Origin of the sequence: Corynebacterium sp. CCM 9204, assembly GCF_041357695.1 — a bacterium.
In the GTDB taxonomy this organism is placed as follows: domain Bacteria; phylum Actinomycetota; class Actinomycetes; order Mycobacteriales; family Mycobacteriaceae; genus Corynebacterium.
This window is the reverse complement of the sequence record NZ_JAUERX010000002.1, coordinates 405,747-421,260: the sequence shown is the minus strand read 5'-3', so window position 1 is coordinate 421,260 and position 15,514 is coordinate 405,747. Positions and strand designations below refer to the sequence as shown.

Genomic DNA, 15,514 nt, shown 5'->3' with positions numbered 1-15,514 from the left:
AACACTTCTCCCCTGGACACACAGCCCCCGAACGGAGCCGGATCAGACCTGCCGGAGCACAGCCTTCAACTGTGACCCGGCGCCGATGACACCTGCTCGGATCACAGCGTCGACCTGCGCGTCACTGACACCGGCAGCCACCGGGACACCGACCCGGGACACCAGCCACCACTCACCCGACTGCTGCACAGCACACACAGCAGCCGTGGTGGACAATGCGTTCGCATGGTTACAGACGTGCAGCAACTGCCCGGGATCTGGTTCACCGGTGGCGGGCACGCGGGCGGCTACGCGGATCACCACATGTTCGGGGTCAGCGAGAATGATGTCAACAGGGGTTCCATCCATGGCAAGGCACACCGTCGAGGTTTCCTCGTCGAAGGGCACCTCCTCCACACCCCGGGCAGCGAACCATCCGGTGATGCGTTCCCGGGTCAGGGGTGGCAGATCCTGGGTGGTGGAACGGATGCTGGACCGCCCCGGGGTTTTCCCGGTACTGGGAGCCGAATCAGGAACGGCCTTCGCCATCGTCTCGGCCAGTTCCTCGCCGATACACAAGGCGGTGCGGATGAGTCCGGCGATCTGTCCTCCGGTCACGCCCTCCCCGATCGGAAACACCAACCGGGCAGTGACATCAAGTGGTGCCGCATCCGCAGCAGAGGTGTTCTCACCCGGCGCGAGAACCGTCCGCAGGGGTTCCCCACCCGGTGCCGAGAGGTAGGTGTGAGGCGCGCGGGGCGTGGAGTTGACAGCATTCGCGGCGACGAGGGCCGTGACATAGTCGGCTGCCGTGACGTTTCCGTTGTACTGAAGAAGGGCGATAACGCAGGGCTCGTCACTGTCTCCGCTGATGCTGACGGTGAGAGTGACGGGACCATGGTCGACGGTGACATCGGCACCGGGGGCAGCGGCCCTGGGTTCAAGGCCGATGCTGCGGGCAGCGGACTGCACCATGGCGGTGTCAGGCAAGGTGGGTGTGTTCATGAGCGGAACTGGTTGCTTTCTCGGTTCGATCAGGGTCAATCCGGGTTGAACCTGGATTGAATCAGGGGCGCTCAACGCCGTCTTCTTCTCTATCCAACCTACGCCACCGGACAGCGGGATTCCGGAATGAGTCACATTACTGTTTCCTTTTGTACCGCAATACCGCTAAAATAAAATCTCTGTGTGCCCGATCGGATAGCGCTATGCGCCCGGTCGGGCTTTTCCTTACATCAGCCGCGTCTTCCCCGGACGACCGCAGGAAAGCCGTGGACTGACCCGCGAACCGCGCATCCCGGGCATCGGGAAGCGTCACGCTGATACCCTATGATCCATCGAAAGGCCCCCATGCCGCTTGAGCGCTCCGCCGTGAACGACACCCACGGAGACATCAGTATCCCGGCTTCCTTCCGGGCCGCCTTCTCTTCCCCACGCCGATTGCGCATCGAGGTCCTCGCGGGCCTCGTCGTCGCCCTCGCGCTCATCCCGGAGGCGATCAGCTTCTCCATCCTCGCGGGTGTCGATCCCAGGGTCGGGCTGTTCTCATCCTTCATCATGGCGGTGACCATCGCGTTCGCCGGTGGGCGTCCGGCAATGATCAGTGCGGCGACGGGTGCGGTAGCCCTGGTCATCGCTCCGCTCGTCGCCTCACACGGACTGGATTATCTCATCGCGGCGGTAATCCTCGCTGGTATCCTCCAGATCTTGCTCGCCGCGACGGGCGTGGCGAAGCTGATGCGCTTCATTCCGCGTTCGGTGATGGTCGGCTTCGTCAACGCCCTGGCGATCCTGATCTTCATGGCGCAGATACCGCACCTCTACAATGTCCCGTGGGTGGTGTACCCGCTGATGGCGGTCGCCATCGCGATCATGGTGTTCCTGCCCCGTGTGACGACGGCAGTTCCGGCACCACTCATCGCGATCATCGTGCTCACCGCAGTGGCAATGCTCGGCGGGTTCAAACTCCCCGATGTTGCCGACCAGGGTGAGCTACCTTCGAGCCTGCCGCACTTCCTCATCCCGGATGTCCCGCTGACGCTGGAGACTCTGAAGATCATCGCTCCCTTCTCGCTCGCGATGGCGCTCGTCGGCCTGATGGAGTCGCTGATGACGGCGAAGCTCGTCGATGACATCACCGAGACCCGCTCGGACAAAACCCGCGAGGCCTGGGGTCAGGGCGCGGCGAACATCGCCTCCGGCTTCGTCGGCGGCATGGGTGGCTGCGCGATGATCGGCCAAACGATGATCAACGTCAAGGAATCCCGCGCCCGCACCCGCCTGTCCACCCTGCTCGCCGGCGTCTTCCTGCTCATCCTGGTGGTCACCCTCGGCGACATCGTCGGACAGATCCCCATGGCCGCACTGGTGTCCATCATGATTATGGTCTCCGTCGGCACCTTCGACTGGCACTCCATCGCACCCCGAACCCTCACCCTCATGCCCTGGTCCGAGACCGCGGTCATGCTCGTCACCGTCGCGGCAACCCTGGCCACCCACAACCTCGCCATCGGCGTAGTCACCGGCGTGATCATGGCGATGGTCATGTTCGCTCGCCGCGTCGCCCACCTGACCACCGTGGAAAAGATCGCCGACGTCGACACCGACGACGACGGGCGGGTCAACCTCCGCACCTATCGCGTCGTCGGCCAACTGTTCTTCGCCTCGTCGAACGATCTGGTCTACCAGTTCGACTACGACAACGATCCCGCCCAGGTTGTCATCGACCTCACCGACGCCGAGGTGTGGGACGCCTCGACCGTCGCCACCCTCGACGCCATCACCCGCAAGTACGCGGCGAAGGGCACGGAGGTGCAGATCATCGGCCTCGACGGCGCGTCGAAGCGGCGCTTGGACCGGCTCACCGGCGAACTCGTCTGATCCGGCGGCTGTGGCTCCACGGCGCCCCTCCGGCGGACCTGCCTTGTTACCCTGTCGGTGACCGGGCGCCGTTTCCCCACAGGTACAAGGGGATGACTTCTTCGAGGAGCCGGATGCGCACCAGCGACGACCTCGCCACCTCCGGGACCACCACCGGCGGATTCTCCATCCGCCGCTGCCTGAACACGGCCCTGAGCACCTTCCTCAGGAACATATGGGGATGGCTCGGATACGGGATTCTCGCGATCCTGTTCCCGACGCCGACCCTCCGGTATGAGGACTCCGAAGGGGGCAGCGCGACCGCCGAAACAGTCACCGGCGCAATCATCAACGGTGCGATATCCACGGCGTTGTTCGCGCTCGGGTTCACCTTCATCATCCGGGCCGCACTCCGTGACACCGCGGACGACGGGGACACCACGGACGGGGAATACGGAAACGCCTTCCCCGTGATCCTGCTGATCGGCGCCGCGTTTCTCACGGTTCAGGCGGCCATGATCCACGTCGCGGGCCTCCTGGGGCCGGAGTGGGCGCTCATCGACGGGCCGTGGTACTTCCGCCTGCGGCTCACCGCCCTGATCACCGCGGCCGTGAGCGTTCTGCTGCTGCCCTTCGTGCTGTTCGCCCCGTTCCTCTGCACCGACGGCGCGCCGGTCGGTGAGTCCCTCGCACGGGGCTTCGCCATGGGCCGGGCGCACTATCCCAGGATCGTCACGCTGCTGCTCGTCTGCATCCCGGTCATGATGTCCGGTGCGCTCGCGCTCGGGGTCGGAATCCTCGTCACAATCCCAGTAACGATCCTCACCGTCACCGCCGCCTACCGGCAACTCACCTGTGACGGTCGGGAGATGCCTTACAGCGCCCGCCCCTGAACGCCCCGGGACGCACCCCGCACACCCGGAAACCTTGACACCCGATGGAATCACACAGACACGCAGGTGCGTCACCATGGTGTCACCACCCACACGACACGGGAATGAGTTAAAGGCGTTCGGTAACACACCCCCGCTGCCTGCACACGCCAAGTAACAACGTTAGTTTGGGAGACATGAAACCCCGAACCATCGGCGTGACAGAAGTAGCACTGCGCGATGCACACCAGTCCCTCATGGCAACCCGCATGGCACTGGAAGATATGGTCGGCATCTGCGAGGAGATCGATAACGCGGGCTACTGGTCCGTCGAATGCTGGGGCGGAGCGACGTTCGACGCCTGCATCCGATTCCTCAACGAAGACCCTTGGGAGCGCCTGCGCACCTTCCGGAAACTGATGCCCAACTCGAAACTCCAGATGCTGCTGCGCGGCCAGAACCTCCTCGGCTATCGCCACTACGAGGACATGGTGGTGGACAAGTTCGTGGAAGTGTCCGCAGAGAACGGCATGGACATCTTCCGCGTGTTCGATGCCCTCAACGACCCCCGGAACCTCGAGCACGCCATGTCCGCGGTGAAGAACGTCGGTAAGCACGCCCAGGGCACGATCTGCTACACCGTCTCCCCGCTGCACACCGTGGAGGGCTACGTCGAACAGGCCGGACGCCTGCTCGACATGGGCGCGGACTCCATCGCGCTGAAGGACATGGCCGCACTGCTCAAGCCGCAGCCCGCCCACGACATCATCCGGGGCATCAAGGACACCTACGGCGAGGACACGCAGATCAATGTCCACTGCCACTCCACCACCGGCGTCACCCTGGTCACCCTGATGAAGGCCATCGAGGCGGGTGCCGACGTCGTCGACACCGCCATCTCCTCAATGTCCCTCGGCCCTGGCCACAACCCCACAGAATCACTGGTGGAGATGCTTGAAGGCACCGGGTACACCACAGACCTGGACATGGAGCGGCTCATCACCATCCGCGACCATTTCAGGAAGGTCCGCCCCAAGTACGCCGAGTTCGAGTCGAAGACGCTGGTGGACACCAACATCTTCCTCTCCCAAATCCCCGGCGGCATGCTGTCCAACATGGAGTCCCAGCTCAAGGCACAGGGTGCGGGTGACCGTATCGACGAGGTCATGCGGGAGGTCCCCGTCGTACGGAAGGCCGCAGGCTACCCGCCGCTGGTGACCCCGAGCTCCCAGATCGTCGGCACGCAGGCCGTGTTCAACGTGCTCATGGGCCGCTACAAGGTGCTGACCGCAGAGTTCGCCGACCTCATGCTCGGCTATTACGGCGAGTGCATCGGTGAGCGCGACCCGGAGCTCATCGAGCAGGCCAAGAGCCAAACCAAGAAGGAGCCCATCACCTGCCGCCCGGCGGACCTGCTCGCCCCTGAGTGGGATGAACTCGTGGAGCAGGCTGAGGCTCTCGAGGGAGCTGACGGCTCCGATGAGGACGTGCTGACCAACGCCCTGTTCCCGGGCGTCGCACCCGGTTTCTTCACCACCCGTAGTGAAGGCCCGAAGTCCGTCGGAAAAACAGCCGAACAACTCGCGGAAGAGAAACGCGAGGCGGGCACACACACCGCCCCGATCCGCGGACCCATCACCTACCGCGTCAGTCTCGGCGGCCGCAGCCAGACCGTCCGTGTCGAACCCGCCTAAATCTCTCCAGCCACCCCACGAAGGAACGGTCCCCCAACCCCATGGCCCACGACAGCATGGATGCACGACTCGCCGAACTCGCCGAACGCCGCTCGATAATCTTCGCCGGCGGCGGTGAGAAGAAGATCGCCGCACAACACGAACGCGGCAAACTCACCGCCAGGGAACGCATCGACCTCCTCGTCGACCCCGACACCTTCCAGGAGACCGGAGCCTTCACCACCCACCGCTCCACCCGCTTCGGCATGGACAAGGCGGCACTGCCCGCCGATGGCGTCGTCACCGGTTCCGGCGCCGTATTCGGCAGACCCGTGCACATCGCCTCCCAGGACTTCACAGTCATGGGCGGGTCCGCCGGTGAAGAACAGTCCATCAAGGTCGCCGCGATGATGCAGGCCTCCGCCACCACCGGCACCCCCTTCGTCCTGATCAACGACTCCGGCGGCGCCCGCGTACAGGAGGGCATCGACTCACTCTCCGGCTACGGCAAGGTCTTCTACAACAACGTCCTGCTGTCCGGGGTGGTACCGCAGATCTCCATCATCGCCGGCCCCTGCGCCGGAGGTGCCGCCTACTCCCCTGCACTCACGGACTTCGTGATCCAGACCCGCCGCGCCACCATGTTCATCACCGGCCCCGGAGTCATCAAAACGGTCACCGGCGAAGAAGTCACCGCCGACGAACTCGGCGGCGCCGACGCGCACATGACCAAGTCCGGAAACATCGACTTCATCGCCGAGGATGACGAACAGGCTATCCTCCTCGCCCAGAAACTGCTCAGCTTCCTGCCGCAGAACAACACCGAGGAACCACCGATCATCGACCCCGATGACATCGTCGAAGACGACCCCGAACTCCGCGACATCGTCCCCGTCGACGGCCGCCGCGGCTACGACGTCCGCGACGTCATCGGACACATCATCGACCACGGCGACTTCCTCGAGGTCCAGGCCGGGTTCGCCCGCTCCCTCGTCGTCGGCTTCGGACGCATCGTCGGCCGCACAGTCGGGTTCATCGCCAACCAACCCAGCGTCATGTCCGGAGTACTCGACATCGACTCCTCCGACAAAGCCTGCAAATTCATCCGCTTCTGCAACGCCTTCAACATCCCCCTCCTCACCTTCGTCGACGTCCCCGGCTTCATGCCCGGTGTGTCCCAGGAACACGGCGGCATCATCCGCCACGGCGCGAAGGTTCTCTACGCCTACTCCGCCGCCAGCGTCCCCAAAATCACCGTCGTCCTCCGAAAAGCCTACGGCGGCGCCTACGTCGCAATGTGCTCGAAGGATCTCGGCGCGGACAAGGTCTTCGCATGGCCGACAGCCGAGATCGCCGTCATGGGCGCCGAAGGCGCAGTCAACGTCGTCTTCCGCCGCGAAATAGCCGAAGCCGACGACCCCGAGGCCCGCCGCGCCGAGCTCGTCGAAGAATACCGGGACACCTTCTCCACCCCCTACATGGCCGCCAGCCGAGGCCTCGTCGACGAGATCATCGACCCCGCCACCACCCGCAGAGAAGTCGCCTACGCACTCGAACTACTCGCCGCCAAGCGGGTCCACCGGCCAGCGAAGAAACACGGGTTGGGGCCGGTGTAACTGGACCGACCCCCACGTAGTACACCGGACACCGACAGATCCCAGGAGAACACCGTGAACACCATGAACCCGACACCAGACGAGCGGCCCGGACGAGAAGACCAGCTCATCGGCCGACTCAAGGCCACCGAAGACACGCTCAGGGCCATGAGCGCACGGATCGATGCACTCGAACGTGAACTTAAGGAGTTGCGCCACCGTTCGGACGTGGAGATACCGGAGGACATCCTCATGGCTATCTCCGCCGCGGTATCCGCATATCTGGGCAATTCCGGCAAGGTCCGCGCCGTCCGATTCCATCGCCACCGGACCTGGGCCCAGCAGGGGCGCCGCGCGGCCCAGACTCACCACCGCACCCAGATGTAACCAGACCGACCACACCCCCGGGCGCACCGAAACCTGCGCCGCCGAAACCCAGCTGATCGCCCCAAAGGAGCACACCGCACATGAAACTCAAGGTCACCGTCAACGGCGTCGCCTACTCCGTCGACGTGGAGGTCGAGGAGGAGCAGCGGACCCTCGGTCCCGTGATCTCCATGGGCTCGAGCCCCGTCAACACCCCGGCGGCACCGACCACCGCATCCGTCCAGGGTGTGTCCTCGAACGCGGTCGTCGCTCCCCTGGCCGGCAGCGTGTCCAAGGTCCTCGTGGGAGAAGGCAGCGTCATCGAGGAGGGGCAGGTTCTACTAGTACTCGAGGCAATGAAAATGGAAACTGAGATCACCGCACCCGTGAATGGAACCGTCGTCTCCCTCCCCGTCAGCGTCGGGGAATCTGTACAGGGTGGGCAGGTTCTGTTGGAGATTGGGTAGTTCGGGGCTTGGGGTGCGGCGTTGGGTTTTGGGAAAGAGCATGGGCGGGGCAGCCTTCGTCGCACTAAAACTCGATGGTCTGTTTATACACAGTACCCATCCAGGTAAATGAAATAGACCTGACCAAATACCTAAACGCTACCGGAAGATACGGTGATTAGCATAAGCAAAAATCGGCCCATTTGCATCATCCATTCAATATAATATTAAAGCTGTTTCTTGTCGCTCCAGCCAAAACATTTTTAGCCAACACCCAGCATTACTCGAAACCCCCAGCATGCACTATCGACAAAACATGCCCAAATACCTAATCAAATCAACCAAAATGCGCCCAAAATAAGACACGGATAAACAACTAAAAACTTTTGTAGAAGACGTAAATACTGCATACCGAAACGGGAAAAGCCAAGTTCGAGGAACTAACTTTAGCCATACTACCGACCCACAACGGAAGAAGGCGACACACCCCCCAAGCCCCACCCTCCTAAAGGTTCCGATACCCATACACCTATTTCAGTAACCTGTTAGACCAACGAGGTTCAACCGAATCACAAACATTAAAAAGAAACTAACCCATAACTTTATCCGAAGTGGCAGGAGCCACCTTACATTCCACAATCCCCCCGAGACGCAAGCCTAAAACACCTAGCCACAAACGAGAGCAAACCAATTTCCAAACATAGAATAGCCCGTCGAAAAAACCAAGCTACCAATCCCCATATAAAGAACCTTTACCCCAATAATCCAAGGAATCTCATTAAACCCGCTATAACCGCACCACTACAATACAATATGCAGGTATTTTAGACGCAGCAGAAGTTCCACTTCTAAAGCACGATAATAAAACTAAACAAGGTAAAATTATTTCCACCGAACATTAAAAACTACGACCAGACCATGAAAAGGCCACGTAAACGGTCTTTCATTCGAAACATCAAGGCCTGCACTAGGCGACTCACTCTCCCACTAACGAAAAAGAATTATCCTCAGCCTTCCAAATTACTCAACAAAAGGCAATTTCACAAAAGCGAAACAAAATATCCAAGAAGAAAAATAAAAACGACCTGTGCCCATCATGACGACACGAGATAAAAAAAGTCCGACAAACCGCAGGAGAAAATAGGCTGTAGCAGCTTCAAAAATATACGTTACGAAAAGAAAAAGGCGGAATCCCACCGCCAGTGAACTCCGCCGCGCTGGTGTGTACCCGAACGAAGGAGCGCACCCCTTCTCTGAATCAATGTTCAAGCCTATTGGATCGAACACCACGTGCAAGACGAGCAAAATGTAATAAAACAACATTATCGAACAAGTCGAAATGGAGTAAATTCCATCTGCCCGGACCTAGACCAAATCCAGACAACCGAAGAGCGACTAACACCAAAAAAATCGTTATTAGCCGACAACACAGTTAGTGAGGAGTTGCACAATGGGCTCGGGTTGGTGACGATGAGCGCTCCGCTAGTATATCACACGCATCTTTTTACGTTCAAGCGCTGAGGAAAACGACGGGCCAATCGCCCAGGTACAAAACGCACCGAAGCCGTCTTCACCCCTGACGGCATCACGAACTTCCGTCGAAAACCAATCGCTCATTAAGTACCTGTCAAAAAACGCTTCCGGAACCAACTTGCAAGGATACGATAATAAAGCAAGTTTTAAGATAGTGGCTTCAACCAGGGATTCTACTGAATCACCTTCAATAATCTCCCTAATCTTAACGCACAAGGTCTTCTTAGCAAAACTATTATCAACTGAAGCAAAGAAAGCACGAACACTTGGCGGATCCTTCGGGCACCTGGAACGATTTCCGTGAGTCTGACAACTTTCACACATCGGCCACAGAGATCTAAACAAACAAATTAGCGAGAACGCATCGAGATTCCATCTTTCTCCACATACGCGTAAAAGCTGCTCAACCTCTTCTTCAGAGAGGGGGCGTTTCATCGAAACTAAGAAATCAATTAAATTGATCCTTCGGACATCAATGCCAAAAGGATCGACAGATCTAAAGAGCTCATCTACAACGATTCTGCGAACTCTATCAAGCCCAACTTCTTTCGCAATACGCGAAGCCGGAGTCGCGCTATGTTGATCTGAAAAGCCTTCCAAATATTTTAATACCAAACTAAGAACCCTGCAGATCTTTAAATTACTCTCGTAGGATTCTGAAAAACCATAACCATAGAAGGAAAAACGCAAAACATCGATAAAATAGTTAATTATCCAATCATTGCGAATATCTGCTCTGTTTTCAGAGTCTTCCCGCTCTTGAACATAGGATTTCAATTCTTCACAAAAACGCTCAACACTATTGACGACCGCACCAAGTAGATAGTTTATAAAACTATGTAAAGGAACATCCGCTATTTTTCCAATCAGCAGAAGTTTGACCTTGGCATCATTGATACGAAATTCGGGTTTGCTTTTGCTCTTAGCTGCGTCAAAGGCTGAGGGCCTGAGAAAGTACTGCCCGATCAATTCTCGACACATTCCACGGGCGATACTCTCATTCCGCTGGAAAGGAAAAGCGTCTATTTGTTTTTTCGAGTCGTTTAAAGATAACTTGTATTCCGCTAAGCATCGCCGAATAACGTCCTCGAATAAAGACAGCCGATTCGGGTCCTTAAAGAATGCGAAATAATCATCAATGTACCGGAAAATTTCATAATCTTCACCATAAACCAATTCCGGTTTGATCTTCGAAATACTAGACAATATATTTAGATCGATCTCCTGCAAGATACACTCCGCAAAGATTCGAGATACTTCAGGACCTACAACGATTCCATTAGTTTCTTTCCAGTTTATAAACTGTAATAGTTCGTCAAATCTATCGCCGAAATTCGGCAATCCTCTCAAGTCGGAGCTGTAACTCTTTGAGCAATCAAGGCCGTTAACGACCCACGAAATACTATGTGTATAAAGGCTATCAAAACAATGCGAAACATCTAAACGTATTAGATTTCGGTATTTATTTTCACAACGAGAGAACTCCTCCGAATCTACAAAATTCGACAACCAATTGTACCTAACATATTTAAAGTATCGCCCTTCCGAGGAAATTCGCTGCTTCCGAATGGGCGTGCTTTCATTAGGTTCATGGCCGCCAGAAAATGAGTTATCGTGAACCGATTCGTGGTATGGAAGAATTTCTTTAACCTCTACGATACGCGAAACACCTACCGGCTTGCGTATACTGAACAGACTTCGATTGCAGTAATTTATCATCGACGATTCAAAGTAATCGTAGAAAGCGCAAATACGTAACATCGCAGCCGGATGAATAATTGAAAGCGTCCTTTTTTTAACGGGACTAGCAGGAACAACAACTCTATATGGCGAACATGCTTTGGGAAGCGAACATATTGGCCTCCCCATAGAATCTGTATTACCCTTGAAAATTAATCCAAAGCCTTTTGTACTAATTTCCTGTTGCCAAGGTGTAGTGTTCTGGCTAACTGTAAACTCATAATCATATTTCTTATTTATCATCTGCCAGTTCCACTGAACGTCAATTGATCTGAAAAACTCAAAAAAACTGTTCGGATCAAATGATAACGGTAGTTCATGGGGAAATACTTCCGACAAAATCGGCCTAAGCCAACTTGTAGATACTTTACGCCGATTAAATGACATTTTGATTTTCCTTTACTAGATTATATTTTTTAGTCTTTTATAGGTAGATGGAACGTAAGTCCTATCATTAAAGCGATCTGCGAAACTAAATCTCTCAACCGAACGCCGGGTTTCTTGCGATAGGCCACGGCATCTCTCTATTTTATACTTTAGATACTCGTCGAGCTTCTTCAGCTGCCCATTATTAGTACCAATAATCTTATTCGAATAGTATACGCCTACTACAACGTGCCGTTTGGCATTAACGAGGCTCGTATTCCCAGTTAGGAAGTTCAGTCTCATAATCAGAGTTGAATCCCGTAGATCTTCTAAGTCTGCGGTTGAATTCGGCGCTTTTTCCCATGCGTCGAATATTCTATCGATTTTGTTTTTTAGTTTTGTATACCTTCTATTTGAAAGGTACACCCTGCAAATTCCAGATTTATCGATGCAGAAAGAGTACCCAATAAAGTCGATGCTCTGTCCAACGGTACCAGAAGGGGGTATCCGATTATCTCGTACAGTTTGTCTCTTCGGCGAAGACACTAAGAACGTCCGACTTTTTTTCCTACTTATCTCTAAACCAATCGCCGAGAGTGATGATGCAAGTTCTTTTTTCAAAGACTCGAGGTCCGTTAGACCATTCGCTATAATAATAATGTCATCTACGTAGCGACCGTAGTATAATATATCGGTTCTATGCCGCCATTCCTTATCAAACTCTTTCATGTATAGATCGGCAAGTTTCGCGCTAATACCAACTCCCTGAGGTATCCCTTTCCGATCTACGTCACTACTTTTCAGATTTAAAGCCCTATTTTTCGCGGAATTAAAACTCTCCAACAACGATTCGACAAGTTTAATTGAGACTGGGTCTACACGGCGTGACCTAAGCAATAGATCTAACACTCTACGTTGGTCAATCGAGTCGTAAAACTTATATATGTCCAGCTTGAGAATTCTGAGTGAGCCCGGCCGATTCATTTGATCCCGAATTTGTGCAGCAATTAGATGCCTCGATGGCGAATATAGGGAGAATGAACGCTTCAGCACATATTGCAACTCTAGATCGATTAATTTATAGGAGAAGCTAGATGGCAGCAGATAGAAACTCCGGTTTTTGTGCTTAACAGGACCTTTTAGTTCAAAGTTGTATTTTGAGTCGTAGATATCAAAAACAAGAGTCAAGGCGTCTTCTAAATACTTTGTTACAGCTTTATGCTTCTCCCCTTTTAATTGATTGATTTGATTATAAAGATTATCTTTTTCCTGTTTTTTTAGCTTCTCGTTTTTCAGCTGGTTAAAATTTTTAGTGATTTTTTTGTTGTTCGTTTTAATTCCAGGAATCATCAAAGAATAGTCATTACCTTGACGCTCCGCCTGTTTTAATCGATTCCTTAGACTCTGTACCGTGTATTGCTGTTTCATTATTTCTCCACATTTCGGTATTCTGCTATGGTTCGGTAGGCAGTATATTTTCCTGCCGAATTTCTCTTAACTTTTTTCTTTATCGATTTAATTTGATCGCTAGTATAATTTAATTTATGGAGGCGAGCCAGGGAGTGGGCGGGTTTCGTTAAATTGCGATCCGGTTAGAAAAGTGACGTATATCTTGATTTGAGCTACGTAAGTAGTTGTATAAATTTCCCCTTTTTATATACTAATACTCCGGACAAGTCGGTTGAAGTACACGCTTTAACTTTGACTGTGATGATCGTATGATCCCCTCCTTCGTACCACGAATCTACCACCCCCAGGAACCACGCCACAGCACCTTTGACAAAGGGCACACCAACCTTTCCTCGACGCTCAATATCTACCCCATCGAAGCGATCCTCCACATGCCGTGCGAACTGCACCGCCAGTTCGAGCTGATCTGAAGCGAGCACAGAAATACCGATCTCACGGCCGACAGCGAGGTGTGGTAATGACTTGGACTTGTTCTCGATACACACGACCACCATTGCGGGTTCGAGGGACAGTGACGCGAAGGCACTGACCGTCAGCCCGATGTCCATCCCTTCGGAATGGGTGGTTACCACCGTCACCCCGGAGGGGAACGATCCAACAGCGGTGCGTAGTTCGAGGCCCGATACCGTTTCAGTCACGATCACCTACTCTACCCCTGTTTTCCAAGCCCGGACGGCACGAGAACTGGTTCAGTCGAAGAAGAACGGACCGCCAACGGGCGCTTTGGACGAGTACGCCTTCCCGGCGTCAACGATGCAGACACCAAATACAAAAAGAACCGCCACTCCACCGCATCTCCCCCATCAAGGGGAAGAAAAGGCGGAATGGCGGTTCGTTCAACGACCGGGTTATCAGACCCCGAAGTCCACCTGGAAGGCGGTTGCGTCGAGGTCAGCACTGATGGCTTCGACGATCTTCTCGGGTACCTCGGCGTCGACGCGGAGAATCAGCGTCGCGCCGGTGCCAGAGGCGTCCTGCGACAGGGCTGCGGCGACGATGTTGATGCCCTCCCCACCGAGGTGGGTACCAACCTTGCCCAGTGCACCGGGCTGGTCCGTGTAGTGGAGGAACAGGTTGCGGCCCTCGGCGCGCATGTCGAGGCCGCGTCCCTTGAGGCGGACGATCTTCTCCACGCGGTCGAGTCCGGCGAGAGTACCGACGACGGCGGCGGTGGCGCCGTCGGAAGCGATGGCCTTGACCTCGACGGTGGAGCGATGGCTGACGGCCTCGCTCTCGGTGTTGACGGTGACGTCGACGCCCCGTTCTTCGGCGATGCGGGGGGCGTTGACGAAGGTGACCTGCTCGTCGATCATCGAGGAGAACAGGCCGCGCATTGCGGACAGGCCGAGGGAGTCGACCTTCTCGGTGGACAGCTCGCCGCGGGCGGTGACCTCGAGGGCGACGGGGGCGGTGTCGAGGAGTTCACCGGCGACGAGGCCGAGTTTGCGGGAGAGGTCGAGCCAGAGGGCGACCTCTTCGCCGACGCGGCCGCCGGAGACGTTCACGGCGTCGGGGACGAACTCGCCGGCAAGTGCCTTGAGCACGCTGTCTGCGACATCGGTGCCTGCCCGGTCCTGGGCCTCGACGGTCGACGCGCCGAGGTGCGGGGTGACCACGACCTCCTTGAGTCCGAACAGCGGGGAGTCAGTGCACGGTTCGGAAGCGTAGACGTCGAAACCGGCACCCCGGATGTGGCCGGAGGTGATGGCGTCGGCGAGCGCCTGCTCGTCGACGAGGCCGCCGCGGGCGGCGTTGATGATGATCTGTCCCTTCTTGGCCTTGGCGAGCAGCTCGGCGTCGAACATGCCGGCGGTCTCCTTGGTCTTGGGGAGGTGGATCGTGACGAAGTCACTGCGGCTCATGAGTTCGTCGAGTTCGACGAGCTCGACGCCGAGCTGCGCGGCACGTGCGGGGTTGGCGTAGGGGTCGTAGGCGATGACGGTGGTCTCGAACGCGGCAAGGCGCTGGGCGAAGAGCTGGCCGATGTGTCCGAAGCCGACGATGCCGACGGTCTTGCCGAAGATCTCGACGCCCTGGAAGGATGAGCGCTTCCATGCGCCGTCGCGCAGGGTGGCATCGGCGGCGGGGATCTGGCGGGCGGTGGACAGCAGCAGCGAGATGGCGTGCTCGCAGGCGGAGTGGATATTGGAGGTCGGGGCGTTGGCGACCATGACCCCGCGCTCGGTGGCAGCGGCGATGTCGACGTTGTCGAGGCCGACGCCGGCGCGGCCGACGATGGTCAGCTTCTTCGCCGCTTCGAGGACCTCGCGGTCGACGGTGGTTGCGGAACGGACGAGCAGGGCGTCGGCGTCGCCGACTGCGGCGAGCAGCTCGGGTCGGTTGGGTCCGTCGACCCAGCGAACCTCCACGCCGTCGCCGAGGGCGTCGACGGTGGACTGTGCGAGCTTGTCTGCGATGAGTACTACCGGGCGGCCATTCTGGCTCACGTTCTTACTCCTGGAGTGCTGGTTGCGTCCGCGTCCGGGCAGGCACGACCGCGTCGGCCCGGGGCGGGTCCACGCCGGCAAGATGTGGCGTGCGACTGTGCTTCAGTGTAGACCGCACTATCGGTGTGTCCACCGTGGGCACCCATGGTGGATCATTTGGTGGTGCAG

The 15,514-nt window shown here is 56.6% G+C and carries 11 protein-coding genes; 6 read left to right on the top strand and 5 right to left on the bottom strand.

What is annotated here, in order from left to right; translation table 11 throughout:
* Positions 1 to 42: 42 nt before the first annotated feature.
* The gene (locus QWU43_RS05990; RefSeq protein ID WP_370917376.1) at positions 43 to 1,119 is read right to left on the bottom strand and encodes a YbjN domain-containing protein; all 1,077 of its coding nucleotides are present in this window, start codon (positions 1,117 to 1,119) and stop codon (positions 43 to 45) included.
* 210 nt (positions 1,120 to 1,329) lie between these two features.
* Between QWU43_RS05990 and QWU43_RS05985 the strand changes: the two genes are divergently transcribed.
* The 6 genes from QWU43_RS05985 (at position 1,330) to QWU43_RS05960 (ending at position 7,811) form a co-directional block, all read left to right on the top strand.
* Positions 1,330 to 2,859, top strand: a complete 1,530-nt coding sequence (locus QWU43_RS05985) for a SulP family inorganic anion transporter (protein ID WP_370917417.1) — start codon at positions 1,330 to 1,332, stop codon at positions 2,857 to 2,859.
* A 113-nt stretch (positions 2,860 to 2,972) separates the two neighbouring features.
* Complete coding sequence (locus QWU43_RS05980) at positions 2,973 to 3,731, top strand: hypothetical protein (RefSeq protein WP_370917375.1); 759 nt, start codon at positions 2,973 to 2,975, stop codon at positions 3,729 to 3,731.
* 176 nt (positions 3,732 to 3,907) lie between these two features.
* A complete protein-coding gene (locus QWU43_RS05975; protein WP_370917374.1) occupies positions 3,908 to 5,404 on the top strand; it encodes a methylmalonyl-CoA carboxytransferase subunit 5S in 1,497 nt (498 codons plus the stop codon).
* Positions 5,405 to 5,445: 41 nt separating this feature from the next.
* Entirely contained in the window at positions 5,446 to 6,999 is a 1,554-nt protein-coding gene (locus QWU43_RS05970; protein ID WP_370917373.1) for an acyl-CoA carboxylase subunit beta, read from the top strand.
* Between the two features lie 147 nt (positions 7,000 to 7,146).
* Positions 7,147 to 7,365 (top strand): hypothetical protein, encoded by a 219-nt coding sequence (locus QWU43_RS05965; protein WP_370917416.1) that lies wholly within the window; start codon positions 7,147 to 7,149, stop codon positions 7,363 to 7,365.
* A gap of 80 nt (positions 7,366 to 7,445) precedes the next feature.
* On the top strand, positions 7,446 to 7,811 hold the full coding sequence (locus QWU43_RS05960; RefSeq protein WP_370917372.1) for a biotin/lipoyl-containing protein: 366 nt from the start codon (positions 7,446 to 7,448) through the stop codon (positions 7,809 to 7,811).
* Between the two features lie 1,461 nt (positions 7,812 to 9,272).
* Here the strand turns inward: QWU43_RS05960 and drt3b are convergent.
* The 4 genes from drt3b to serA all read right to left on the bottom strand — a co-directional run bounded on the left by drt3b (position 9,273) and on the right by serA (position 15,346).
* The gene (gene drt3b / locus QWU43_RS05955) at positions 9,273 to 11,450 is read right to left on the bottom strand and encodes an antiviral reverse transcriptase Drt3b (protein WP_370917371.1); all 2,178 of its coding nucleotides are present in this window, start codon (positions 11,448 to 11,450) and stop codon (positions 9,273 to 9,275) included.
* Positions 11,451 to 11,465: 15 nt separating this feature from the next.
* Positions 11,466 to 12,857, bottom strand: a complete 1,392-nt coding sequence (gene drt3a, locus QWU43_RS05950; protein ID WP_370917370.1) for an antiviral reverse transcriptase Drt3a — start codon at positions 12,855 to 12,857, stop codon at positions 11,466 to 11,468.
* A 194-nt stretch (positions 12,858 to 13,051) separates the two neighbouring features.
* Positions 13,052 to 13,537: a flavin reductase family protein gene (locus QWU43_RS05945; protein WP_370917369.1), complete on the bottom strand. Its 486-nt coding sequence runs from the start codon at positions 13,535 to 13,537 to the stop codon at positions 13,052 to 13,054.
* 213 nt (positions 13,538 to 13,750) lie between these two features.
* Positions 13,751 to 15,346, bottom strand: a complete 1,596-nt coding sequence (gene serA / locus QWU43_RS05940) for a phosphoglycerate dehydrogenase (protein ID WP_370917368.1) — start codon at positions 15,344 to 15,346, stop codon at positions 13,751 to 13,753.
* Positions 15,347 to 15,514: the final 168 nt, after the last annotated feature.

Coding starts and splice junctions, on each gene's coding strand:
- QWU43_RS05980 (WP_370917375.1), top strand. CDS start 2,973: ATGCGCACCAGCGACGACCTCGCCACCTCCGGGACCACCACCGGCGGA.
- QWU43_RS05985 (WP_370917417.1), top strand. CDS start 1,330: ATGCCGCTTGAGCGCTCCGCCGTGAACGACACCCACGGAGACATCAGT.
- QWU43_RS05960 (WP_370917372.1), top strand. CDS start 7,446: ATGAAACTCAAGGTCACCGTCAACGGCGTCGCCTACTCCGTCGACGTG.
- drt3b (WP_370917371.1), bottom strand. CDS start 11,450: ATGTCATTTAATCGGCGTAAAGTATCTACAAGTTGGCTTAGGCCGATT.
- drt3a (WP_370917370.1), bottom strand. CDS start 12,857: ATGAAACAGCAATACACGGTACAGAGTCTAAGGAATCGATTAAAACAG.
- QWU43_RS05975 (WP_370917374.1), top strand. CDS start 3,908: ATGAAACCCCGAACCATCGGCGTGACAGAAGTAGCACTGCGCGATGCA.
- QWU43_RS05970 (WP_370917373.1), top strand. CDS start 5,446: ATGGCCCACGACAGCATGGATGCACGACTCGCCGAACTCGCCGAACGC.
- QWU43_RS05965 (WP_370917416.1), top strand. CDS start 7,147: ATGAGCGCACGGATCGATGCACTCGAACGTGAACTTAAGGAGTTGCGC.